The sequence below is a fragment of the Xylanimonas protaetiae genome (assembly GCF_004135385.1).
Classification (GTDB): domain Bacteria; phylum Actinomycetota; class Actinomycetes; order Actinomycetales; family Cellulomonadaceae; genus Xylanimonas; species Xylanimonas protaetiae.
The window spans coordinates 2,261,437-2,285,574 of sequence record NZ_CP035493.1; the positions used below are offsets into that span (position 1 = coordinate 2,261,437).

The 24,138-nt window shown below is 70.8% G+C and carries 16 protein-coding genes, 1 other RNA gene and 1 pseudogene; 15 read left to right on the forward strand and 3 right to left on the reverse strand.

What is annotated here, in order from left to right; all coding sequences use genetic code 11:
• The first annotated feature begins 217 nt into the window (after nt 1–217).
• From ET471_RS10415 to ET471_RS18585, 3 genes and pseudogenes are all read left to right on the forward strand, one after another.
• The gene (locus ET471_RS10415; protein WP_129188119.1) at nt 218–2,629 is read left to right on the forward strand and encodes a hypothetical protein; all 2,412 of its coding nucleotides are present in this window, start codon (nt 218–220) and stop codon (nt 2,627–2,629) included.
• 257 nt (nt 2,630–2,886) lie between these two features.
• Nucleotides 2,887–4,866, forward strand: coding sequence for a site-specific DNA-methyltransferase (locus ET471_RS10420; RefSeq protein ID WP_165350472.1), 1,980 nt, complete (start codon nt 2,887–2,889; stop codon nt 4,864–4,866).
• A gap of 17 nt (nt 4,867–4,883) precedes the next feature.
• Nucleotides 4,884–5,489: pseudogene (locus tag ET471_RS18585) on the forward strand (DEAD/DEAH box helicase family protein); the annotation flags it as partial.
• Between the two features lie 1,797 nt (nt 5,490–7,286).
• On the opposite strand, the gene ET471_RS10430 reads toward ET471_RS18585, so the two are convergent.
• Together ET471_RS10430 and ET471_RS10435 are read right to left on the reverse strand one after the other, a co-directional pair.
• Complete coding sequence (locus ET471_RS10430) at nt 7,287–8,165, reverse strand: type II secretion system F family protein (protein ID WP_242496247.1); 879 nt, start codon at nt 8,163–8,165, stop codon at nt 7,287–7,289.
• A gap of 1 nt (nt 8,166) precedes the next feature.
• On the reverse strand, nt 8,167–9,423 hold the full coding sequence (locus tag ET471_RS10435; protein ID WP_129188126.1) for a TadA family conjugal transfer-associated ATPase: 1,257 nt from the start codon (nt 9,421–9,423) through the stop codon (nt 8,167–8,169).
• Nucleotides 9,424–9,639: 216 nt separating this feature from the next.
• Here ET471_RS10435 and prfB point away from each other — a divergent pair, with 216 nt between their 5' ends.
• The 7 genes from prfB to ssrA all read left to right on the forward strand — a co-directional run bounded on the left by prfB (nt 9,640) and on the right by ssrA (nt 17,119).
• A complete protein-coding gene (gene prfB / locus ET471_RS10440) occupies nt 9,640–10,755 on the forward strand; it encodes a peptide chain release factor 2 (protein ID WP_129188128.1) in 1,116 nt (371 codons plus the stop codon).
• Nucleotides 10,756–10,929: 174 nt separating this feature from the next.
• Nucleotides 10,930–12,123: a cell division ATP-binding protein FtsE gene (gene ftsE / locus ET471_RS19135; protein ID WP_129188130.1), complete on the forward strand. Its 1,194-nt coding sequence runs from the start codon at nt 10,930–10,932 to the stop codon at nt 12,121–12,123.
• 3 nt (nt 12,124–12,126) lie between these two features.
• On the forward strand, nt 12,127–13,038 hold the full coding sequence (ftsX, locus tag ET471_RS10450) for a permease-like cell division protein FtsX (protein WP_129188132.1): 912 nt from the start codon (nt 12,127–12,129) through the stop codon (nt 13,036–13,038).
• A gap of 1 nt (nt 13,039) precedes the next feature.
• Nucleotides 13,040–14,425, forward strand: coding sequence for a M23 family metallopeptidase (locus ET471_RS10455; protein WP_129188134.1), 1,386 nt, complete (start codon nt 13,040–13,042; stop codon nt 14,423–14,425).
• Between the two features lie 161 nt (nt 14,426–14,586).
• Nucleotides 14,587–16,038: a M23 family metallopeptidase gene (locus ET471_RS10460; RefSeq protein WP_242496248.1), complete on the forward strand. Its 1,452-nt coding sequence runs from the start codon at nt 14,587–14,589 to the stop codon at nt 16,036–16,038.
• Nucleotides 16,039–16,171: 133 nt separating this feature from the next.
• Nucleotides 16,172–16,678, forward strand: a complete 507-nt coding sequence (smpB, locus tag ET471_RS10465) for an SsrA-binding protein SmpB (protein WP_207207393.1) — start codon at nt 16,172–16,174, stop codon at nt 16,676–16,678.
• Between the two features lie 72 nt (nt 16,679–16,750).
• Nucleotides 16,751–17,119: a transfer-messenger RNA gene (ssrA, locus tag ET471_RS10470) on the forward strand.
• Nucleotides 17,120–17,211: 92 nt separating this feature from the next.
• Here the strand turns inward: ssrA and ET471_RS10475 are convergent.
• Nucleotides 17,212–18,189 (reverse strand): DUF4349 domain-containing protein, encoded by a 978-nt coding sequence (locus tag ET471_RS10475; protein WP_129188138.1) that lies wholly within the window; start codon nt 18,187–18,189, stop codon nt 17,212–17,214.
• Nucleotides 18,190–18,323: 134 nt separating this feature from the next.
• On the opposite strand from ET471_RS10475, the gene ET471_RS10480 reads away from it, so the two are divergent.
• The 5 genes from ET471_RS10480 (at nt 18,324) to ET471_RS10500 (ending at nt 24,137) form a co-directional block, all read left to right on the forward strand.
• The gene (locus ET471_RS10480) at nt 18,324–19,484 is read left to right on the forward strand and encodes a cation:proton antiporter (RefSeq protein WP_129188140.1); all 1,161 of its coding nucleotides are present in this window, start codon (nt 18,324–18,326) and stop codon (nt 19,482–19,484) included.
• Nucleotides 19,485–19,647: 163 nt separating this feature from the next.
• Entirely contained in the window at nt 19,648–20,802 is a 1,155-nt protein-coding gene (locus ET471_RS10485) for an ROK family transcriptional regulator (protein ID WP_129188142.1), read from the forward strand.
• A gap of 83 nt (nt 20,803–20,885) precedes the next feature.
• The gene (locus ET471_RS10490) at nt 20,886–22,229 is read left to right on the forward strand and encodes an extracellular solute-binding protein (protein WP_242496249.1); all 1,344 of its coding nucleotides are present in this window, start codon (nt 20,886–20,888) and stop codon (nt 22,227–22,229) included.
• A 76-nt stretch (nt 22,230–22,305) separates the two neighbouring features.
• Nucleotides 22,306–23,235, forward strand: a complete 930-nt coding sequence (locus ET471_RS10495; RefSeq protein WP_129188144.1) for a carbohydrate ABC transporter permease — start codon at nt 22,306–22,308, stop codon at nt 23,233–23,235.
• The gene (locus tag ET471_RS10500) at nt 23,232–24,137 is read left to right on the forward strand and encodes a carbohydrate ABC transporter permease (RefSeq protein ID WP_129188146.1); all 906 of its coding nucleotides are present in this window, start codon (nt 23,232–23,234) and stop codon (nt 24,135–24,137) included. The genes ET471_RS10495 and ET471_RS10500 overlap by 4 nt, the downstream gene beginning before the upstream one ends.
• Nucleotide 24,138 lies beyond the last annotated feature (1 nt).

Consider the following 24,138-nt stretch of genomic DNA (forward strand, 5'->3'; position numbering starts at 1 on the left):
CCCGGTGCGAAGGGACCGCCTGCGGCAGTTTGGATCCGGCGTTTGTCACGCTTGATCTCGCTGAACCCGGATTTGCGTAGAGGTTGCCGACCTGTCAGCCGACTGCGGGCGTGGGGACCGGTTGGGGTCCGCTGCGAGGCTCAGCCTGTGGTGCTGCGCGCCTCGCGCAACGCGCTTCAAGGCCTGGCGGTCCTGGCCAGCGCCTATCGTCCTGACCATGGCACACGCAGCCGATGTCGGTTCTGCCGTGACCCGGCATGTCACGGTCCGCACCTCGATGCGTCCGCCGCGCGCAGTGATTCTGTTCCGTGGGGACGAGCATTGGCGTCGGTGGGCGACGCTAGCCCTCGCCGCGGCCCAGGAGACTTGGGCCGGTGGCGGGCACCTGATCGTTCCCTACTCGGACGTGGGTGCGATTGCCCCGGTGCTCATGCCGGTGCTCGCCGCCTACGACCCCGACCACGTTCTGTTGTTCGAGCCCACGGCGCGTCAGTGGGAGACGGTCGAACCCGGCCGGTTCCGAATCAACGACTCAGACGGGCAGGCTCTGGAGGGTGACGAACGTGTCCGCCTTCTCGCGAGCGACGCTGGCGAGTTCCGTCCTCACGACGAGGCTGGTGCGATCGCACGCGACTACCTTGTTCGACACCTGACTCCGTTCATCGAGCACTGGGCAGATGACGGCACACTGTTGAGCCTCGCGCAGTCGATTGCGACGGGCGAGGCCGCAGAGTTGACGCGTGCGCCAGGCGTGGACTTGGCAGCGGCTCACATCGCCGTACCCCAGTCCTGGACGTCCGACGCCGCTCTCGTTGCAGGCTCGGTTCTGGGGTTTCGCGACAAGGATGGGGCAGAGCCTGAGGCGATCGACGATCACGAAATCCTGCGATACGCCTACGGCACCCGGAGTAAGGGATCGCCGCCGGCTGCGCTCTGGGTCGGGTCGGCGTCCGACACTGTCCGCACGCGGAACGAGCTCCTCGACGCCACGGTTTCTGACCTCACGAGTGGGTTCTCCAGGGAAGCCGGTGTCGTCGTAGTGGGCGACACGGCAGAGGACTTCACTCTCGCGATGGCGTATCGGCTCCTCCTTGGCGCGGGGATTTGGGTCACGTCCGAGATGCTCGCCGACGAGAGGGTCCTGAACCTCGCCGTGGGCTCCGTCGTGCGCGACCTGGGCTGGCGAGCACGGAACCGCGCGAGTCACGTTCGATGTGTATCGGCGTCGCTGGATGAGGGCGCCCTGACGGACGCTCTCCTCTCAATCGAGTCCTCAGCCATCTACAGCATCGGAGGGATCGAGCCCAAGGATCGGCTCGCCCCGACGCCACCACCCGATCTGCGTAGCGGCCTGCGACGCAAACTCATGGTCGAGGGTGTCGGGGACCAGCGCGCTGTCGCTGTGGAGGTGAAGGACGACGGCACGATGGCGATGGTCAACGCGTTCGTTCCGCCGGTACCTCAGCAGTCACGCCTGGCGGATGACGGCTACTGGTACGTCGACGTCGCGATCGACGGATCAACGATGCCCACTGGCCGCGCGCTTCGAGGCGATGCTCTCAGTCAACCAGCGACGTGGCCCGAAGCCGTCCGCTCCGGAGCCGACGGCCTGTCGATGGCGACGTCCTCCCGTGGCTTCATCCCCGCGGGGGCGGTGCTCACCTCACGGCTCGCACACCCACGCCTGGTGAGTCTCGGGGTCCAGTCGTGGGTCGCGCACATGGCCCGGGCCGACGGGTTCGACGTTTCCCACTCCCAGGCGGGGCAGGCCGCGCGTCTCGCTGAGCGGCGCCTCGGTTCTAGGCCCGCACTCACCGACCTGATCGCCAGCCCGTTCCACCATGTGCTACTGGGCTTCCAGCAGGTCGAGCCGCACCGCGCAGGTGCCCCGCGTGGTGCCGCCAGCGGCGATGCGACACCGTCACGTCTCCTCCTGGACAAGCGCCCATACCTCTCGTTCTCGCAGATGCTCGCGCTAGTCCCAGACGAGAGCGACGTCTCGGACAAGCCAGCCTGGCTACGGGCACAGTTCGATCTGCTCCAGGACCACGGGCTCGCACGCATGGGCGTCGTCTTGCGGTGCGAGGACTGCGGTCGCCAGTCCTTCATCGGCGTCGACGACATGTTCCAGCGGTACCGCTGCCCGCTGTGCGGAGCGAGCAACTCCCTCACCTCGGCGCGCTGGTGGAAAAGCGAGGCGGAGCCCTCCTGGATGTACGACCTGCACAGTTCGCTCCGCCAGATCGCGACGCAGCGAGGTGACCTCCCCATGCGAGCCGCCGCTCGGCTCTCCGCATCCGCCCGCGGCACGTACGGTGACTCGTCGGAAGTCGAGTTCATCCAAAACGGGCACAGTTACGCCGAGATCGACCTCATCGCCCACGCGGACGGCGACGTCGTTATCGTCGAGGCAAAGGCCGGAGCCAAACTCGGTGACACCGACAGGCGGCGAGGACGGCAGGCGGCCAAGTTGGCCAGGGTGGCCCGGACGCTGCGCGCCGACCGTGTCGTTCTCGCGACAGACCAGTCGAGTTGGCCGGAAGCCGATCTGGTGCGGGTGCGGACCGCTGTGGATGCCGAGTACCGCGGCCTGCGCGTACCGCTCGTCGAGGCGATGGTTGACCTCTAGGCCGCTGGTCGTCCATGTGGACGGCACGCGTCAACGGTTCGTGGCGCGCGGGTCTGATGGGTACGCCGCTGCATCCCGGACTCACCTGGCGGGGTCGATCGCCGCCAGTTTGCTGCGACGTCACGCGCGACACGTCAACGCCTTCGCCCGCCGGGGTGACGTCCGCATCCGCTCAGGTCTGTAACCTTCCCACGTGCTGCTGGACGTCGCATCAGACGCACAGCGAACGTCTCGCCGCAACGATGGAGGCTGTACACGTGGGCACCCTCGACCCCTTGATCGAGCAGATCACCGACCCGGTGCTGCGCGCCAAGATCGCCAAAGAGGTCACCGAACTGGAGAGTCGCCGCACGTTCGGACTCATCTACGAGAAGCACCTGCCCGAGGCCATTCGCCTGCCCGGGGCCGAGGTGCGTCGAGGCGCAACCGTCATGCTCCGCGACCGTCACGAGGAGGCTGTCTGGACCGTCACGGGTTTGGCCGACGGTCAGGCGACCCTGCGTGACGACGATGGCAATACCACCAGCGTGCCCGTGGCGGATCTCGTGGTGGCACGCGTGTTCGGACAGCCCATCTACCCGGGCCTGCGTGCGACCGGCTCGATCACGCGCGGGGGCGAGAAGCCGCACCACCTGGTCATCAACGGCGAGAATCACCACGCCCTCCAGACTCTGCGGTACACGCACGCCGCGATGGTCGATGTGATCTACATCGACCCGCCGTACAACACCGGCGGAGACTTCACTTACAACGACAAGTACATCGGCGCGGACGACCGATACCGCCACTCCAAGTGGTTGTCGTTCATGGAGAAGCGCCTGAGCCTGGCGCACGACCTGCTCAAGCCAACGGGCGTCATCATCGTCGCAATCGACGATAACGAGTACGCCCACCTCAAACTACTTATGGACGACGTCTTCGAGCCGCAGAACTTCCTCGCCAGCCTCGTCTGGCAGGGCAGCGGGAAGAACGACGCCCGGTACACCGCTGGCGGCGTGGACTACATGCTGATGTACGCGAAGAGCGAGGCTCGACTCACCGAGGCCGACGTGAGATGGAAGGAGCCAAAGCCAGGAATCGAGGACGCCTTGGGGGCGGCCGAGACGGCATGGAGCGAGTCGGAACACGACCCGGCAGAGGCAACGCGCCGCTTTCGGGCCGCGCTCCGACCGATGCGGTCGACCCTCGAACCCGCAGTCTTCCGCTATGACCAGATTGACGACAGGGGCCGAGTCTTCCAGGCGACGGATGTCACGAGTCCCAACCGGCGCGAGAACCTCATGTACGAGGTCATTCATCCAGGCACCGGCCGGGCGGTCCGCACGCCCGCAAAGGGGTGGCGATATGCCCGCGAAACGATGGACGCGCTGATTGCGGATGACCGCATCCTGTTCGGCCCAGACGAGACGACGATGCCTCGATTGAAGCGCTTCCTCACCGACCAGATGGATCGGGTGCCGTACCCGACATTCTCACAGCCGCGGATGCCGGGGTCGAAAAAGTTGGAGGTCATTCTCGGGGAGCAGCGATTCAAGTTTCCCAAGGACCACGACGTCCTTGCTCGCTGGATCGGGACGGTCACGCAGAACAACCTTGATGCGGTCGTGCTCGACTTCTTCGCGGGCTCAGGGTCGTCGACACACGCCGTAATGGCGCTCAACGCCATAGACGGTGGGCGTCGCCAGAGCATTGCGGTGACGAACAACGAAGTCGACCAGAGCACCGCCGATGCGCTAAAGCGTCAAGGGCACAAGCCGGGCGACCCAGTATGGGAGGCACGGGGCATCTACCAGTACGTGACCCGGCCCCGTGTGGAGACGGTCGTCACCGGCGTCCGGCACGATGGATCGGCGTACTCCGAGGGCCTGAACGAGAACGTCACCTTCGCCGATCTCACCTACCTGGATCGATCTCACGTCGAGCGCGGACATGCGTTCGAGGACGTCGCCCATCTGTTGTGGCTGCTCGCAGGCGCACGAGGAGCCGTGATCGAAGAGGAGACCGAGACGTTCGCCGCGCCCGCGGACGCCCACTACGCGGTGTTGTTCGATGAGGACTGCTGGTCCGACTTCGTCGCGACCGTCAAAGACCGCGACGACCTGACGCACGCGTTCGTCGTTACCGACTCTGATGCTGCCTTCTCGCACGTCGAGTCGGTCCTTCCGGATTACGTGCAGGCGGTCCGCCTCTACGAGTCGTACCTGTCCGCCTTCGAGATCAACGTCGGGGGTCACTGACCATGTCGATGACCCTCATGGGTTACCAGTCGTCTGCTGCGTCCGATGTTGTGCGCCGCTATCGACGCGCAGCATCTGCCTTCGGCGAGGACAACGAGCGGTGGGCCCTCTCCTTGTCTGCGCCGACCGGCTCCGGCAAGACGATCATGGCCGCGGCGATCATCGAACGGCTGATGTTCGGCGGCGACGGCCAGCCTGGGAGCGACAGGCTCGCGGTGCTGTGGGTGTCGGACAACCCCTCGCTCAATGAGCAGACGCGGGACAAGTTCCAGCGCTACTCAGCGCGGTTCACGCTCGACAGACTAGTCGTCGTCGGGGACGACGACCCGCTCAACGTTCCGTCGATGACCCCTGGGAAGGTGTACTTCCTCAACACCCAGAAACTCGGGTCAGGGGCGACGTCTTTCCGGAGCGGAGACGGGCGCGACTACTCCCTCTGGGATGCGATCAACGGGACGGGCAAGGCACTCGGTCCGGACTTCCTCATGGTTGTCGATGAGGCACACCGAGGAACGGGCCGCACGGGGACCGGCCGCGGAACGATCCTCGCCCGACTGATCAAGGGCGACGTCGACCTTGTGAACCCCGCGCCCGTCGTACTGGGCATCTCCGCCACCCCGGAGAGGTTCGTCGATCTTGTCGGCTCATCGATGACAGTGAGCCACATCAAGGTCGACGTCGACCTTGTCAAGGAGTCGGGGCTCGTGAAGGACAAGATCGTCCTTGCCCACCCGACCGAGACGCAGGCCGCCGACGCCACGCTGCTTGCTATGGCGGCCCACCAGCGTCAGGACATGGCCCGCGAATGGCAGGCATACACCGACGCAGAGGGGCTATCGCCCGTCGACCCGGTGCTCTTGGTCCAGGTCGCCTCCGGCGAACGAGACGACGGCATCGGGCGCGTGCTCGACATCCTGTTCGATGCTGACCGATCTCTGCGTGACGATCAGGTCGTCCACGCACTGGAGACCCATCGGCCGGGCGAGTTTGGACGTCACACGGTCCGGTGGGTCGAGCCGTCGCGCATCCACGAGTTGGCAGGCGTGAAGGTTGTCGTCTTCAAGGAGGCTTTGACGACCGGTTGGGACTGCCCTCGCGCCGAGGTGCTGGTCTCTCTCCGCAAGGCCGATGACTCGACCTACATCACCCAGTTGATCGGCCGAACCGTCCGCACGCCGCTTGCACGCAAGGTCGATACGGTCGACGCACTCAACTCGGTCTGGGTGTACCTGCCCCACTTCGACGACGTGACGGTCAAGCGAGTTGTCGGACTTCTCGGGTCTGGAGACGACGTCATCGCTGCCGACGTTGAGGTCAACCCGGTGCGTCTTGAGCCGAACCCGGCTGTGTCGGATGAGGTGTGGACGGCGTTCGCAGACTTCCCGACGAACACTCGCCCCTCAAAGACGGCACGTAATGATGTCGATCGTGCGATCAGCCTCGGGCTGATCCTCGCGGGACACGGAGTCAGCGGCGTCGGCAAGAAGGCCGTGCAGACGACCGTCGTCGGGACAATCGCCACGTTCCTGGCCCGTGACGATGTAGCCGAGTTCGTGGAGAAGGCAGTCGGCGACTACGAGACGATCGCCTACGCGACCCTGTCCGTCGACTGGATGACTGGCCAGGTCGTCGAACGCACCGAAGGCACCGCTACGGTGTCGGCAACGAACGTGGTCGACCTGTTCAACGCGGCGAAGCGCAAGTTGCCTGAGGCCAGCGCAATGTGGCTCTGGGACTACCTCTGCTCCAGTCGGTTCCCCGACGACCCCGAGCGGGCTCGGCTCTACGTGGCAGCCGCTGCGTTCCATCCCGAGGCAGTCAGGACAATCGAGTCAGCCGCCGGTCGTGTCTTCGCTGACTGGCGTCGCCAGCATCAGGCGGTCCTGATCGAAGACCCTGATGCCATGGCCCAGGTCAACCGGCTGGTTGCGCAGTCCCGCGCCTCGGAGCCCACCACACTCGCGCGTCCGGACCGCTCGACCGTCGCGCCCGCTGATGTGCCAGAGGACTGGTGGGAGAAGCACCTCATCGCCTCGAAGCCGGATCAGCCGACGTCGCCGGACTCCGGGGACACGTATCCCGCGGGGCGGTTCCCGTTTGCGCCGAGTAGCGGCTGGGAGCGGCGCGTCCTGGCCGTGGAGACGGCCCGTGCGAGCACTCTCGCTTGGTATCGGAACCCCACCGGAGGCCCGCAGGCCGTGGGTGCCCCCTACGGCGAAGCAGGCGCGCAGCGGATGGTCTACCCGGACTTCGTCGTCTTTCGGGAGGTCGACGGTCGAGTCGTCATCGATATCGTTGATCCGCACCGTCCCGACCTTGGCGACACCGCGCCCAAGTGGGCGGGGCTCGCAGCATGGGCGGCCAGGGTCAACGCGGGTGAGTTCGACATTGTCGACACCCTGCACGGACTGGAGCGACGATCACGCCTCGGTCGCGTATGGGCGGTCATCGACGACGGTGAGGACCTGCTCTACGTGGACCTGCTGGCCGAGGGTGTCGCCGCGCGGTTCGAGCAGATTGCCGCGGCAGGAGGCATCCAGGAGGCAGCGGTCCGGGCGCTGTTCAAGGAGCGTGGAGCGGTGTTCGCCTGACCATGACAAGCGACGTGGGTTCCTGATCCCCCGCAGGTGGATACGCTGGCCCTGCCTGCGCCGGTACCTCACCCCGAAGGCGTTACGCGCGTCCTCGCGCAGGAACGTCGAGAGCGTGCGCAGCAGCCGTCCCAGGTCGGAGCCGCCCACCTCGCGCGTGAGCCGCAGCGCCTCGATGATCCGGTCGGCCACCGGGTCGGCGAGGCGCGCCTTGAGCAGGTCGAGGGACTCCGCGAACCGCCCGGTGGCGCGGTAGTCGGCGGCGAACCGGGCGAAGGGCTCGCGCAGCTCGACCGGCCCGCGCTCGCCGAGCTGGCCGACGGCCTCGGGCAGCGACAGCCCGGCGCGCACGCCCGAGGCGAGGTGGTCGACGACCTCCGGCCACACCTCGCGCAGGTCGCGTCGTCGCCTGCGGGCGCGCGCCGTGACGAGCGCCGACGGCGCGGCAGCGGCCATGAGGGCGAAGCACAGCCCGATGGCGGGGGAGCGGGTCGTGGCGAGCACGGTGACGAGCACGACGGCGGCCAGCATGGCGCTCGCCCCGTACAGGGCGCCGGGCGTGACGGAGGCGGCACCCGCCTGGACCAGGAGGTCCTGCGTGCGGGCCCGCCGCGCCGAGACCCGCCGTGGCCGCCCCGACGGCACCCACGCCGACCACCAGACGCAGAACGCGCCCAGCCCCAGGAGCAGGCCCACCAGCACGCCCATGTCAGAGGGCCTCCGCGGCGAGCAGGGCGCGCACGTCGATCCCGGCGCGCGCGAACCGCTCCACGCCGGAGGGGAACCCGTCGCCGCGCACGAGCCGCCCGCCCTGGGTGGCGGGCGTGCGGTGGAACAGCCCGGCGGTCTCGACCCGGCCCTCCTCGACCCGCCCCGTGACCGCGACGACCTCGCGCACCTGCCGTTCGCCGCCGGGCGTCACACCGAGGTGCACGACGACGTCGACCGAGCTGGCCACCGTCGGCACGACGAAGTGGTGGGTGACGTTCTCGCCCGCGAGCAGCGGGAGCGTGCACAGCTTCGTGACGGCCTCGCGGGCGGAGTTCGCGTGGATCGTCGCCATGCCGGGGATGCCGCTGTTCAGGGCCACGAGCAGGTCGAAGCTCTCGGCCTCGCGCACCTCGCCGACGACGATGCGGTCGGGGCGCATGCGCAGCGCCTCCTTGACGAGGCGCCGCAGCGGGATCTCGCCCGTGCCCTCGATCGACGGCTGGCGGCACTGCATCGCGACGATGTCGCGCACGTCGAGGCGGAGCTCGAACACCTCCTCGCACGTGATGACGCGCTGCGCCGCGGGGATGGAGCCGGCGAGCGCGTTGAGCATCGTCGTCTTGCCCGCCTGGGTGGCGCCCGCGACGAGGATGTTGAGCCCCGCCCGCACGGCCGCGTCGAGGAAGGCCGCGGCGTGCGGCGTCAGCGACCCGAGCCGCACCAGGTGCTCCAGGCGCGAGGCCCGCACCACGTGCTTGCGGATGTTGACCGCGTAGTCCGTGCGCGTGACGTCCGGGATGACCACGTGCAGCCGCGACCCGTCAGGCAGCGCGGCGTCGACGAAGGGGGAGCTGAGGTCGAGGCGGCGCCCGCTCGACTTGAGCATGCGCTCCACGAGGTCGCGCACCTGCGAGGCGGTGAGGATGGTGGTCGTCAGCTCGGGGACGCCGCCGCGCGCGACGAAGACCTGCGCGGGGCTGTTGAGCCAGATCTCCTCGACGGACGGGTCGTCGAGGTACTGCTGCAGCGGCCCGAGCCCGGCCAGCAGGTCGACGAGCGTCCGCGACGTCTCGACGGTGTCGGCGAGCGGGGGCACGAGCCCGCGGGTGGTGCGCTCGGCGTAGTCGCCCACGGCGTCGGCGACGAGGCCGGCGAGCGCCGACCGTTCCCGCACGGGGTCGAGCCCGCGACGGCGGACGAGCTCGCGCACCTCGCGCTCGAGGATCGCGGCGGCGTCGTCGATCACGGCTGTCATGTGGCTTCCCCCACCGTCGCGCTGTCCCTCCCAGGCCCGCGTCGGGCCGGGCCCAGCCGTCACGGGCAGGCCGTCCCGGGCCGAGCGTGGCGTCACAGTAGCGGAGGCTGCGGCGAGCCTGGAACGTGCCTGTGGAAAGCCTCACGATGCGGACGGCGCCGCGGACGCCGCCGCCGGTGGCTCGGGTCCGACGCCGCGCAGGTAGCCTTGACCTTCGTGGCCACCATCGACTTCCCCGCAGAGATCCGCGCGTTGCGCACCACGCTCGAGTCCATCGAGGCCGTGAGCGACCCGGAGGCGCTGCAGGCGAAGATCGCCGACCTCTCGGAGCAGGCCAGCGCCCCGGACCTGTGGGACGACCCGGACGCGGCCCAGAAGGTCACGTCCGCGCTGTCCGCCGCGCAGGCCGAGCTCAACCGCGTCAAGGCCCTCGGCCGCCGCATCGACGACGTCGAGACGCTCGTCGAGCTGGGCAACGAGATGGAGGACGCCGACTCGCTCGCGGAGGCGGAGGCGGAGGTCGCGGGCATCCGCAAGGACCTCGACGCGCTCGAGGTCCGCACGCTGCTGAGCGGCGAGTACGACGCCCGTGACGCCGTCATCACGATCCGCGCGGGCGCCGGCGGCGTCGACGCCGCGGACTTCGCCGAGATGCTGCTGCGCATGTACCTGCGCTGGGCGGAGCGCCACGGCTACCCGACGAAGGTCATGGACACCTCCTACGCGGAGGAGGCCGGCCTGAAGTCGGCGACGTTCGAGGTCAACGCGCCGTACGCGTTCGGCAACCTGTCGGTGGAGGCGGGCACGCACCGCCTCGTGCGCATCTCGCCGTTCGACAACCAGGGCCGCCGCCAGACGTCGTTCGCCGCCGTCGAGGTGGTCCCGCTCATCGAGCAGACCGACTCCGTCGAGATCCCCGAGTCGGAGATCAAGGTCGACGTGTTCCGCTCGTCGGGCCCCGGCGGCCAGTCGGTCAACACGACCGACTCCGCCGTCCGCATGACGCACATCCCCACGGGCATCGTCGTGTCGATGCAGAACGAGAAGTCGCAGATCCAGAACCGCGCGGCCGCACTGCGCGTGCTCCAGTCGCGCCTGCTGCTGGTGCGCCAGCAGGAGGAGGCCGCGAAGAAGAAGGAGCTCGCGGGCGACATCAAGGCGTCCTGGGGCGACCAGATGCGCTCCTACGTGCTCCAGCCGTACCAGATGGTCAAGGACCTGCGCACCGAGCACGAGTCCGGCAACACCGCCGCGGTGTTCGACGGCGCGATCGACGAGTTCATCGAGGCGGGCATCCGCTGGCGCCGCTCGTCGCAGGTCGCGGAGGCCTGAGGACGCGGTCCCGTCCGCGCGCGACGTCGGGGACGGGGCGTCGATCAGCGCCTCCCGGCGTGTCTGGGCCGTGACCGCGCGAGGCCGTGCGATGGTCGACGGCGAGACCGTTCCCCCCGGGCACCGGCCGGGGTGCGGTCCGCCGCACCGTCCGTCAGCCCGGGAGCCCGCGCCGTGATCCGTTTCGAGAACGTGTCGAAGGTCTATGCCCGTGGGGCCAGACCTGCCCTCGACACCGTGAGCGTCGACGTCGCCCGCGGGGAGTTCGTCTTCCTCGTCGGCGCCTCCGGCTCCGGCAAGTCGACCTTCCTGCGGCTCGCCCTGCGCGAGGAGCGTCCCACGCGCGGCAAGATCTACGTCGCGGGGCGGGACCTGTCCCGCCTCAGCGGCTGGAAGGTGCCCAGCCTGCGCCGCAGCATCGGCATGGTCTTCCAGGACTTCCGCCTGCTGCCCAACAAGACGGTCTACGAGAACGTCGCGTTCGCGCTCGAGGTGATCGGCAAGCCGCGGCACGCCATCAAGACGACGGTGCCCGAGGTCCTGGAGATGGTGGGCCTCGACGGCAAGGAGAAGCGCCGCCCGCACGAGCTCTCCGGTGGTGAGCAGCAGCGCGTCGCGATCGCCCGTGCGTTCGTCAACCGGCCGCCGATCCTGCTCGCCGACGAGCCCACCGGCAACCTCGACCCCACGACGTCGCTGGGCATCATGCGGCTCCTGGAGCGCATCAACCGCACCGGAACCACCGTGGTCATGGCCACGCACGACGACGAGATCGTCAACGAGATGCGCAAGCGCGTCGTCGAGCTCTCCGCCGGGCACGTCGTGCGCGACGAGGCCGCCGGCGTCTACGGCGAGCGCGAGCGCATCCTGCCCGACACCGCCGCGAGCCCCGTGCTGGACGCCCCGGGCCAGGGGGAGCGGCAGGTGCACCGCGTCGAGGTGACGCCCGAGACGGGCGACCTGGAGGCGGAGGCCGCCGCCGAGGCGGCAGCGGCCCGCGCCTCCGCGACCGGGTCCCGCGTGCAGCGCCAGGGGGCGCTGCGCCGCGCCGACCGGCGGGCGGCCGCGACGGGCATGACGCCCGTCGTCGCGAGGACCGCCGAGCCGGCCGCCGCCGAGCCAGTCCCCGCCGAGCCTGCCGCGGCCGAGCCGGCCGCCACCAGACCGCTCCCCGCCGAGCCGGCCGCCCCCGCGCCCGCCGCGACCGAGCGGACCCCCGAGCCGGCCCCGTTCTCCTACACGGTCCCCGTCCCGTACGCGGCCACGCGTCCCGTCGACCCGAGCGCGCGGCGGCCACCGTCCGACGCCGACGACGTCGTGCAGCAGGTGCTGCGCGAGCGGGCCGTGCGCGCCGGACAGGAGGGCTGAGCGATGCGTCTCCAGTTCGTCCTCACCGAGGTCCTCCACGGCCTGCGCCGCAACCTGTCGATGGTCGTCTCCGTCGTCCTGGTGACGTTCGTGTCCCTGGCGTTCGTGGGCGCGGCCACGCTCATCCAGACCCAGGTCAACAAGCTCCAGGACGACTGGTACGACCTTGTCGAGGTGTCGGTCTTCCTGTGCCCGTCCGGCTCGACCGCCCCCACGTGCGCGGCCGGCGAGGCCACCGACGAGCAGGTCGCCACGCTGCGCGGCGTCATCGAGAACGAGCTCGGCTCCGAGGTCTCCAAGATCTACTTCGAGACGAAGGAGGACGCGTTCGCGTCCTTCCAGGCGCGCTACCCGGACGGCTTCCGCGGCACGCAGCTCACGGTCGACGACATGCAGGCGTCGTTCCGCCTCAAGCTCGCGGACCCGAGCCAGTACGAGGTGGTCTCCGACGTGCTCCAGGGGCGCGACGGCGTCGAGGTCGTCGAGGACCAGCGGGCCGTGTTCGAGCCGCTCTTCCTCGCGCTGAACCGCCTGTCGATGCTCGCCGTGGGCCTCGCCGTCGTCATGCTGCTGACGGCCGTGCTGCTCATCACGACGACGATCCGGCTGTCGGCCGTCTCGCGGCGCCGCGAGACGGGGATCATGCGCCTCGTCGGCGCGTCGAACCTGTTCGTGCAGCTGCCGTTCCTGCTCGAGGGCGCGATCGCCGCCGTCGTCGGCTCGCTGCTCGCCGTCGGCGGGCTGTGGCTCGGCGTGAGATACCTGGTCACGGACTGGCTCGAGCAGTCGGTCAACTGGATCGCCTACGTGACCACCAGCGACGTCCTGGCGATCGCCCCGCTCCTCGTCGGGATCGCGGTGGCCCTGGCCGTCGTGTCGTCGGTGGTGACGCTCAGCCGATACACGAGGGTGTGACATGAGGTCGAGGAACCGGCGGCTCGTCAGGACGGCGCTCGCGACCGTCCTCGTCGCGGTGCTCGGGCTGGGGACGGCGTCGTCGGCCGGGGCCGACGACATCGACGACCGCCTCGCCGCCGCGAAGGCCAACCAGCAGACCATGCAGGGCAAGCGGGCACAGCTCGAGGAGGACCTGCACGAGACGGACGCCAAGCTGACCCAGGCGGTGCTCGACCTCGACACCGTCGAGGCCCAGCTCCCCGTGGCGCAGGCCGAGCTGGACCGCGCGAACGCGGACCTGGAGAAGGCGCGGCGGGACGCGGCGATCCTCGCCGGGCGCCTGCAGGACGCCCAGGACGAGGTGGCGCAGGTCACCGCCCAGCTGCAGGCGGGCGTCGGGAAGGTCGACGCGGCCCGGGCCGACATCGCGCAGATGGCGCGCGAGCAGGCGCGCGGCACCGACGGCGTGTCCGCGCTCGGCCTCGTCACCGGGGCGCAGTCGACCGAGGACTTCCTGGAGCAGTACGCGGTGTCGTCGTCGGCCGCCCGCTCGCAGGCGCGCACGCTCACCGCGCTGCAGGACGCCGAGGCGCTGGCCCGCAACCAGGAGGCCCGGCTCGCCGCGATCCGCGTGGAGATCGCGCAGCTCAAGAAGGCCGCCGACGACAACGTCGTCGTCAAGAAGGCGGCGGAGGCAGCGGCCACGGCGAAGAAGGCCGAGGTCAAGGGGCTCATCGTCAAGCAGACGGAGCTGAAGGCGACCATCGAGGCCCAGAAGGTCCAGACGCTCGCCGACATCGAGGCCACCAAGCAGGATCTCGCGAACCAGGAGAGCGAGATCAAGGGCCTGATCGAGAAGCAGAAGGCCCGCGACGCCGAGATCGCCCGGCAGCGCGAGGCCGCGCGCAAGGCGGCGGAGGAGGCCGCGGCGGCCGCCGCGAAGAGCCAGGGCGGCGGCGGGTCCGGAGGTGGCGGCGGTGGTGGTTCCGGCAGCGCCGGCAGCTTCCTCGACTGGCCCACGGCGTCGCACGTGGTGACCAGCAGCTACGGGTGGCGGCTGAGCCCCACGTACGGCGTCTGGATGCTGCACGCCGGCGCCGACTTCCGCGCCGGGCTCGGCACGCCGATCCGCGCGGCGCAGAGCGGCGAGGTGGACGAGTCGTCCTGCAGCGCAGGCCCGGGCTGCAACATCCGCATCAACCACGGCAGCTACGACGGGCAGAACGTCCGCACCCGCTACCTCCACCTGGCCGTCGAGGGGCGTGCCGCCGTCGGGCAGTGGGTCCAGCAGGGCCAGGTCATCGGGTACTCGGGCGGCACCGGCCGCATCACCGGCCCGCACCTGCACTTCGAGGTCTACGTCAACGGCAGCTCCACCGACCCGGTGCCCTGGCTGCCGCGGTAGCCGCCACCCCCCCGGCACCGCCGAGGCGCCATCCGACGCCGCCGCCCCGATCGACCCGCGCCGCATTCGCCCCGGCGGTCGGAGCCGCCGGGAGCGGCGCGGACCCGTGCGCGAGGGTGAGGGGCATGGTGCCACGGAGAAGAGGTCTCGTCCGGGCGGCCGTGGCCGCCGCGCTGGTCGTCGTGCTCGGGCTCGGCGCCGCGTCGTCGGCCACCGCCGACGACATCGACGACCGCCTCGCCGCCGCGCAGCGCAACGCGCAGCAGCGCAAGAAGGAGCGCTCGGCGCTCGAGGCGGGCCTCGAGGACACCGACGCCCAGCTCGCCCAGGCGGTGCTCGACCTCGACGACGTCGAGTCGCGGCTCCCCGTGGCCCAGGTCGAGCTGGACCGCGCGAACGCGGACCTCGAGAAGGCGCAGCGCGAGGCGGAGATCCTCGCGGGGCGCCTCTTGGACGCTCAGCGCGAGGAGGGGCAGGTCACGGCGCAGCTCCAGGCCGGCGCCGGCAAGGTCGACGCGGCCCGCGCGGACATCGCGCAGATGGCGCGCGAGGCGGCTCGCGGGCAGGGGAACGTCTCGGCGTTCGGGCTCGTCACGGGCGCCCAGTCCACGCAGGACTTCCTGAGCCAGTACGCCGTGTCGTCGTCGGCGGCCCGCTCGCAGGCCCGCACGCTCACCGCGCTGCAGGACGCCGAGGCGCTGGCCCGCAACCAGGGGGCCCGCCTTCAGGCGGTCCGCGAGACGATCACCCAGCTCAAGGCGGCCGCCGACCAGAAGGTGGTCGAGGCGGCCGACGCCGCCCAGCGCGCCCAGGAGCGCAAGGCCGAGGTGGAGCACCTCATCGCGCAGCAGCAGGCCCTCACCGCGCAGATCGAGGACCAGAAGGAGTCCGCGCTCGCCCAGATCGCGCAGAACGACGCCGACCAGGCGGCCCTCCAGGCGGACATCAAGAGCCTCCGGAGCGAGCAGGCCGAGCGGGACCGCCGGATCGCGGAGGAACGGCGCAAGGCCGAGGAGGCGCGCAAGGCCGAAGAGGCACGCAAGGCGGAGGAAGACCGCAAGGCGCAGGAGGCGGCCAACCAGCAGGGCGGCTCGAACGGCGGCAGTTCGAGCGGGACCGGGTCCAGCGGCGGCGGGTCGAGCAGCGGGGGCGGGTCCACCGGCGGCGGGTCGTCCAGCGGCGGTGGCAGCAAGCCGCCGACCGCGAGCACGTTCCTCGGCTGGCCCACGGCCGCCCCGCACGTCACCAGCAGCTACGGCATGCGGTTCCACCCGGTGCTGCAGATCTGGCGCCTGCACGCCGGCACGGACTTCCGCGCGTACTGCGGCACGCCGATCCTCGCGTCGCAGTCGGGCATCGTGGTGCGCACGGGCTTCAGCTCGGGCGGCGGCAACAACATCATGATCGACCACGGCAGCCACAACGGGCAGAACATCATGACCCGCTACCTGCACCTGTCGAGCATCGGCGTGCGCCAAGGGCAGTTCGTCAACCAAGGTCAGGTGATCGGCAGGTCCGGTAACACGGGGACGTCGGCGGCATGCCACCTGCACTTCGAGGTGCTTGTCAACGGGAGCACCGTGGACCCGATGACGCGGCTTCCTCGCCTCTGACGCCGGGGCGGCGCGTGTCACGCCCTCGGATGCGTCCCGTGCCGAAAAGGCGCAGACCGACACTGCTCGCCCCCGTATCCTGGGAGGCCGACCGGATGAAGGAGCAGTCGTGGCGAAGGGCGCACCCAAGCAGGTGGCTGAGGCCTGGGCGAAGCCGAAGCCCAAGGTCGAGAAGGGTCCCGTGCGCACGCTCGTGGCCAACAACAAGAAGGCGCGCCACGACTACGTGATCGAGGACGTCCTCGAGGCGGGCGTCGTGCTGTCCGGCACGGAGGTCAAGGCGCTGCGCATGGGCCGCGCGTCGCTCGTCGACGGGTTCGTGCTCATCGACCGGGGCGAGGCGTGGCTCGAGGGCGTGCACATCCCCGAGTACTTCCAGGGCACGTGGAACAACCACGCGCCGCGCCGCAAGCGCAAGCTGCTTCTCCACAAGGACGAGATCGTGCGCCTGAGCCACAAGGTCCAGGAGAAGGGGCACACCATCGTGCCGCTCCAGCTGTACTTCCTGGACGGCCGCGCCAAGGTGGAGATCGCCCTGGCGCGAGGCAAGAAGGAGTACGACAAGCGGCAGACCCTGCGCGAGCAGCAGGACATGCGTGAGGCGAACCGCGCCATGCGCCAGCGCGAGATGCTGTCCTGAGGGCGACTCGAGGAATACCGTCGCCACGGCCCGCGTTGGCCCGGTAGACTGCAAGTCTTGACAACTGCACATGGGGCTGATCGGTTTCGACGGTGGTCGTGCTTCGAGGAGAAGCGGGCCGAGGACGCAGGCTTATCTCGTGAACGATGCCTGCAAACCTATAGTTGCCGATAACACGCGCAACGACTTCGCCCTCGCCGCCTGAGCGAGCCTCGAAGTCCGTGAGCCCGGGATCGCTCTCGACCCGGTAGCTCGCGTCATCTAGAGAGCTCAGCCGCTGACCTGGGTCGCTTAGGTCAGCGGGACACCCAAGGCGACTGGGCCCGTCCGCGAAGGAGTCTGTGCCAGCGCGGGGGCCGAGAAACTCCATAACAGACTGCGCCCGGAGAAGTCCTGGAAAAGCGCCACCGGACCAGGGTTCGATTCCCTGCAGCTCCACCATCAGCGACGTTGTCACGTCGAAGGCGGGCCACCCATGCGGGTGGCCCGCCTTCGACGTTCTCAGGCCTCGTCGTTCTCAGGCCTCGTCGTTCTCAGGCCTCGTCGACGGCGTCGCGGGGCCGCTGACCCACGTCGCGTGCCCGCACGCGCCGTACCCCGCCGGCGACGCCGCGCCACGCGGCGTACCCGGCGCCCGCCAGCAGCAGCCAGGGGAGCGCGGCACCGACCGCGACGGTGGCGCCGCGCCCGAAGCCGGCGAGCGCGTGCCACCCGGCCGCGAGCCCGCCCCGGAAGCCGGTCGGGGCCGGCGCGAGCCGGGCGGCGGCGGCCTCGTCGGCGACGACGTCGACGTCGAGCGTGGACATCGCGACGCGGTCGGACAGGTCGGCGCGCTGGGCCTTCAGGGCGTCGAGGTCGGCCTGCCGGGCCGCGAGCTCCCGCTCGACGTCCAGCAGGTCGGCCGTGCTCGCCGCCTGGGACAGGAGCTCGACGAGCCGGGCCGTGGACGTCTCGAGGGCGGCGACGCGGGCGTCGAGGTCGCGGCCCGTGGCGGTGACGTCCTCCTTCTGGAGGCTGACGTCGACGACGTCGCCCAGGCCGCGCAGCGCGTCGATCGTGGCGTTGACCTGGTCGGCCGGGAGCCGCAGGGTGACGTGGGCGCCGGCCGGGTCCGTGTCGGTCCCGCGCGTCTCGACGCGCCGCTCGACCCGCCCGCCCGCCTGCTCGGCGAGCGCGGTGACGCGGGCGACGGCGTCGAGGGGGTCGTCGGCCACGAGCGTCGCGGTGCCCGTGGTGACGACCTCGCGCGCACCGGCCTGGGCGGCGGCAGCAGCCGCCGCGGCGGCGGTCCCGAGCGCGCTGTCCGCCGGGGCGACGGCGTCGGACCCAGCCTCGGCCGCCCCGTCGTCGTACGCCCACGAGGCGGAGCGGTCGTCGCCGGACAGGGCCGAGTCGGCCGCCCCGCCTCCCCGGGATCCGGAGCACCCGGCGACGAGGAGGGCGGCGACGGCGAGCACGGCGAGGATGCGGGCACGGCGCGTCGTGGGCCGCGCGGTGGACGAGGTCGTCATACCCGACCTATGTCGGCCAGGGGCCAGATCCCGGCACCCGCGGAGGTCACCGTTGCATCACGGTGCGTCCGTGGCCGCGGGGCCAGCGTCAACGAGCAGGCCGCACGCCCTGACGTGGCGTGAGAATCGCTGGCATGACGTTCTCGCAGCTGTCCGTCATCGGGCTGGTCGCGCTGCTCGGGCCCGCCCTCGCCTACCGCCAGGGCTGGCACCTGCCCGTGGTGCTGGGCGAGCTCGTCGCCGGCGTCGTCGTCGGGCGCACCGGGTTCGGCTGGGTCGACCCCGGCGAGCCCGTGCTCGCCTTCCTCGCGGACATCGGGTTCGCGCTCGTGATGTTCGTCGTCGGCACGCACGTGCCCCTGCGCGACCCCGCGCTGCGCCCGGCGCTGCGGTCCGGGCTGCTGCGGGCGCTCGTCGTCGGGGCGGTCGCCGCGGCGCTCGGCGTCGGGATCGCGGCCGTGGCCGGGACGGGTCACGCCCCGCTCTACGCGGTGCTCATGGCGTCCTCGTCGGCGGCGCTCATCCTGCCGGTCATCGACGGGCTGGGGCTGGGCGGGCCGCACGTCGTCGGGCTGCTCCCGCAGGTGGCGATCGCGGACGCCCTGTGCATCGTGGCGCTGCCGCTCGTCGTCGACCCCGTGCACGCGCCGCGCGCGGCGGCCGGGGCGGCTGCGGTCGTCGCGGCGGCGGCCGTCGTCGGGGTCGTCTACTGGCGGCTGGAGGAGCGGGGCGTCCGCCGGCGCGTGCACCGCGTCTCCGAGCAGCGGCTGTTTGCCGTCGAGCTGCGCGTGCAGCTCGTCGTGCTCGCGGCCCTGGCCGCGCTCGCGGTGGCGATGCACGTGTCGGTCATGCTGGCCGGGTTCGCGTTCGGGCTCGCCGTCAAGGCCGTGGGGGAGCCGCGGCGGCTCGCCAACCAGCTCTTCGCGCTGACCGACGGGTTCCTCGGGCCGCTGTTCTTCGTGTGGCTGGGCGCGAGCCTGGACCTGCGGGAGTTCGGCACCCACCCCCGGATGGTCCTGCTCGGCGTCGCCCTGGGCCTCGGCGCGGCGGTCGCGCACCTGGCCGGGCGGCTGCTGCGGCAGCCGGCGTCGCTCGGGCTGCTCGCCGCCGCCCAGCTCGGCGTCCCCGTGTCCGCGGCGACCGTCGGCACGCAGCTCGGCGTGCTGCGGCCCGGCGAGGCGGCCGCCTTCATGCTCGGCGCCCTCGTGACGATCGGCGTCGCCGTCGCCGGGGGAGGGCTCGCGGCGCGGGCCGGGATGCTCGCCCGGCGCACGCCGGAACCGCACGCCGCATAGGGGTGCGGCGACGAGCGCCGGTGACGCGGGCACACGCTCCCGGGCCCGCACGGCGACCGTCGTGCTGACCGCGGACGTGCCCTGACGTCACGATTCGGTCACAACCGCGCGGGCCGTGCCAGGACCGTAGACGCGAACTCGTTAAGACGCTTTACTAACAAACATGTCCTCGTCGACCAGTGCCGGCGCCTCGAGGCGGGCCCTCGGGTCCGGTCTGCGCGCCACGGCCAAGGTGCTCCCGGAGCACACCCGCGCGCACAACCGCGCGATGGTGCTCCAGCACCTGTTCCACGAGGGCCCCACGTCCCGGGCCGACCTCGCGCGGGCCACCTCCCTCACGCGCGTCACCGTCTCGGACCTCATCAACGTGCTCATGGCCGAGGGCCTCGTGGAGGAGCTCGGCGTCCAGCGCGGCCGCGGCGTCGGCAAGCCCGCCATCCTCGTCGGGATGCGCACCGACGCCTACCAGATCGTCGCCGTCGACCTCTCGGACGACACCGTCATGCGCGGCGCCGTCCTCACCCTCACGGGCGAGGCCGTCGTGCGCCGCTCGCTCGCCGTCGACGACCGCACCGGCGACGAGCTCGTCGCCCTCATCGCGCGCTTCGCCCGGCGGCTCGTGGCCGCCGCGACGCAGCCCGTCATCGGCGTCGGCATCGGCGCCCCCGGCGTCATCGACGAGGACGGCCGCGTGCACGAGGCCCCCAACCGCCGGTGGACCGACCTGCCGCTCGCCGCGATCCTCTCGGACCGCCTGGGCCTGCCCGTCCAGGTCGCCAACGACGCCGACGTCGCCGCGCTGGGGGAGTACACCTACGGCGGCGCCTCCGACTCGCTGCTCGTGCTGACCGTCGGGCAGGGCGTCGGCGCCGGCCTCGTCGTCGACGGGGCCCGCGTGCACGGCCGCAACAGCGCCGCGGGCGAGCTCGGCCACGTCACCGTCGTCGACGACGGCGACGCGTGCGCCTGCGGGCGCCGCGGCTGCCTCGAGACCCTGCTCTCCGCGCCCAACCTGCGCCGCGCCGTCGACGGGCTCGACCGCGCGGCCGCCGACGCCGTCCTCGCGCGCGTCGGGCGCGTCCTCGGGACCACGCTCGCCCCCGTGGTCTCCGCCCTGAACCTCGGCGAGGTGCTGCTGTCCGGCCCCGCCGACCTGCTCGACGGCGCCCTGCGCGAAGCAGCGCAGGCGACCGTCGCCGAGCGGACCATGCCCGCCGTCAGCGCAGGGCTGCGGCTGCGGATGGCGACCCTGGACGAGGACGTGGTGCTCGCGGGCGCCGCCGTCCTCGTGCTGGGAGCCCAGCTGGGGGTGTCATGAACCCAGCCGCACCGTAGAAGCACGTCTGCGAGTCCCCACCCACCGACGACATCACTGTCGATGCATCAGCGGAAGGAACACCAGTGAAGAGGAACCGCCTCGTCGCCACGACCGTGGCCTCGACCATCACCCTGGCGCTCGCGCTCAGCGCGTGCGGCGGCGGAGGCACCGGCGACGGCGCCTCGCCGGAGCCGGACGACACCGCGAGCGGCGCGGCGGAGGCCGGCGACATCACCCTCTGGGTCAACGGCGCCGACACCCCCGACGAGCTGCGCGAGTGGCTCAAGACGACGTTCGAGGAGCAGAACCCGGGCTCGACCCTCACGATCGAGGAGCAGTCCTGGACCGACCTGGTCCCGAAGATCACGACGGCGCTGGCCGACCCGGCCAACGCCCCCGACGTCGTCGAGATCGGCAACACGCAGGCGCCGACCTTCACGTCCGTCGGCGCGTTCAAGGAGATCTCGCCGGCGCTCTTCGAGGAGCTGGGCGGCGACAAGCTGCTCCCGTCGTTCGTCGCCGCGGGCGACTACGACGGCAAGCACTTCGCCCTGCCGTACTACTTCGGCTCGCGCTACGTGTTCTACCGCAAGGACATGTGGACGGCCGCCGGCCTCGAGGTCCCCAAGACGCTCGCGGAGTTCTCCGAGTCGGTCAAGAAGCTGCGCACCGACACGGTGTCCGGCTTCGCCATCGGCGGCCAGGACTGGCGCAACGGCATCTCCTGGGTCTTCGCCAACGGCGGCAAGCTCGCCACGGTCGACGGCACCGAGTGGACCTCCACGCTCTCCGACCCGAACACCATCAAGGGTCTCGAGATGTGGCAGGACATGTTCAAGGGCGCGTCGAACCTGCCGACCACGCGCAAGGACGACGCCTACTGGGACTTCATCAACGACGCCCCGGACGGCACCCCCGCGACCGGCGCCACCATCATGGCCCCGGGCTGGGCCCGCTGGTCGATCGGTGACATGACCACGAACGACAAGGGCGAGGCCGTCCGCGACGGCATGAAGGACGACACCAAGTTCGACATCTTCGCCCTGCCGGGCGTCGACGGCGGCGTCGCCCCCGTCTTCGCCGGTGGCTCGAACATCGCGATCGCCGCGAACTCGCAGCACCCGAAGCTCGCGGAGAACCTGCTGCGCATCATCTTCTCGTCCGACTACCAGAAGATGCTCGGCGGTGCGGGCCTCGGCCCGGCCAACTCGGACTACGTGTCCTCGCTCGGCGACGACAAGTTCGCCCAGACGCTCATCGAGACCGCCCAGGCCTCGCAGCTCACCCCGGCCGCCCCCGGCTGGGCCGCCGTCGAGGGTGCCAACGTGCTCGAGGAGCTCTTCCAGAAGATCGCCGAGGGCGGTGACGTCACGGCGCTCGCGAAGGAGTACGACGCCAAGATCACGCCCATGCTGAACGGCCAGTGACCCCCGCCCAGGGTGCGGGGCGGCGACCCCGCCCCGCACCCTGGGAGACACCCGGCCGGACCGCAAAGGAGCTCCCATGGCCACCACCCCCGTGCTCGGTGCCCCCGTCGTGCGGCAGCGCCGCAAGCCCGTCGCCCCGTACCTGCTGCTGATCCCCGCCGTCGCCGTCCTGCTGCTCGGCCTCGGCTACCCCGTCTACTGGCAGGTCGTCACGTCCTTCCAGGAGTTCGGGCTCAAGCAGCAGTTCGGCCAGCCGCCGACGTTCGCCGGCCTGGACAACTACGCCCGCATCTTCGCCGACGACACCGCGTTCGCCGTCGTCGTCCGCTCCGTCATCTTCTGCCTCGTCAACGCGGGGCTGACCGTCGCGCTCGGCCTGGCGTTCGCGCTGCTCATGCGCGCGGTCCACGGCTGGGTCAAGGTGGTGATCCAGGTCGCCCTGCTCCTCGCGTGGGCCACCCCCGTCATCGCCGCCGTCACGGTGTTCCGCTGGCTGTTCAACGAGCAGTTCGGCGTCGTCAACTGGCTGCTCGTGCGGCTGGGGTTCGACGGGTTCCAGGGGCACGTCTGGACGGCGAGCCCGCTGTCGTTCTTCTTCGTCGCCACCCTGATCATCGTCTGGATGTCGGTGCCGTTCGTGGCGCTCTCGCTCTTCGCCGGCCTGACGCAGGTCAACGACGAGCTGCTCGAGGCCGCCCGGATCGACGGGGCGAACAAGACCCAGATCCTGTGGCGCATCATCATGCCGCTCGTGCGGCCCGTGCTCGCGATCGTGCTGCTCCTGCAGATCATCTGGGACCTGCGCGTGTTCGCGCAGATCCGGCTGCTGCAGGACGCCGGCGCCCCCATCTCCGAGACCAACCTGCTGGGCAACTTCATCTTCGACCTGGGCATGAACCGCAACAACTTCGGCGGCGCGGCCGCCGTGTCGATCTTCGTGCTGCTCCTGACGATCGTGCTGTCCGCCCCGTACGTCCGCAGCCTGATGAAGGAGGACGAGGCATGACCGCCGTCGTGACGCCGCCGGCCACCCACGTGTCCGAGCAGGCACCGAGACGCCGCCGGATCACCCCGCGCCGCGTCGGCCGGTGGGGCCTGTCCCTGCTCGGGCTCGTCGTCGCCGTCGTCTGGGCGTTCCCCGTCTACTGGATGGTGCTGTCGGCGTTCACGCCCAACGCGCTGCTGCGCTCCCCGACGCCCCGGTTCCTGCCCACGAGCGCGACGCTCGGCAGCTTCCAGCGGCTCCTCGAGGGCGGCAGCTCGTTCTGGCCGGCGCTGCGCATGAGCCTCGCGGTCACGCTGCTGACCGTCGTGGTGGTGCTCTCCTTCGCGTTCCTCGCAGCGCTGGCCATCAGCCGCTGGCGGTTCCGGGGCCGCAAGTCGTTCATCCTCGCGGTGCTGTTCATCCAGATGCTGCCCGCCGAGGGCCTGTTCATCGCCCAGTACAAGATGCTGGCGGGCGCGGGGCTGCTCAACAGCGTCGTCGGCATCTCGATCATCTACACGGCAGCCGTCGTGCCGTTCACCATCTGGATGCTGCGCGGGTTCGTCGCCGGGATCCCGGCCGAGCTCGAGGAGGCCGCGATGGTCGACGGGCTCTCCCGCACGCAGGCGTTCCTGCGGATCACCCTGCCGCTCCTGGCCCCCGGCCTCGTCGCGTCCGGCGTGTACGCGTTCCTCCAGGCGTGGAACGAGTTCACGGTGGCGCTCGTCGCCCTGCCGAAGCAGCAGTCCCAGACGCTCCCGCTGTGGCTGCGCAGCTTCATGTCGGCCTCCGCCAGCCGTGGCATCGACTGGTCGCAGGTCATGGCGGCGTCGACGCTCATCGCGGTCCCGGTGATCGTCTTCTTCCTGTTCGTGCAGGGCCGGATGACCAGCGGCCTCGTCTCCGGCGCGGTCAAGGGCTGAC

Excerpts from the sequence above, each read along its gene's own strand:
- ET471_RS10415 (WP_129188119.1), top strand. The coding sequence starts at position 218 with ATGGCACACGCAGCCGATGTCGGTTCTGCCGTGACCCGGCATGTCACG.
- ET471_RS10430 (WP_242496247.1), bottom strand. The coding sequence starts at position 8,165 with ATGGGCGTGCTGGTGGGCCTGCTCCTGGGGCTGGGCGCGTTCTGCGTC.
- ET471_RS10435 (WP_129188126.1), bottom strand. The coding sequence starts at position 9,423 with ATGACAGCCGTGATCGACGACGCCGCCGCGATCCTCGAGCGCGAGGTG.
- ftsX (WP_129188132.1), top strand. The coding sequence starts at position 12,127 with ATGCGTCTCCAGTTCGTCCTCACCGAGGTCCTCCACGGCCTGCGCCGC.
- ET471_RS10455 (WP_129188134.1), top strand. The coding sequence starts at position 13,040 with ATGAGGTCGAGGAACCGGCGGCTCGTCAGGACGGCGCTCGCGACCGTC.
- ET471_RS10475 (WP_129188138.1), bottom strand. The coding sequence starts at position 18,189 with ATGACGACCTCGTCCACCGCGCGGCCCACGACGCGCCGTGCCCGCATC.
- ET471_RS10480 (WP_129188140.1), top strand. The coding sequence starts at position 18,324 with ATGACGTTCTCGCAGCTGTCCGTCATCGGGCTGGTCGCGCTGCTCGGG.
- ET471_RS10485 (WP_129188142.1), top strand. The coding sequence starts at position 19,648 with ATGTCCTCGTCGACCAGTGCCGGCGCCTCGAGGCGGGCCCTCGGGTCC.
- ET471_RS10495 (WP_129188144.1), top strand. The coding sequence starts at position 22,306 with ATGGCCACCACCCCCGTGCTCGGTGCCCCCGTCGTGCGGCAGCGCCGC.
- ET471_RS10500 (WP_129188146.1), top strand. The coding sequence starts at position 23,232 with ATGACCGCCGTCGTGACGCCGCCGGCCACCCACGTGTCCGAGCAGGCA.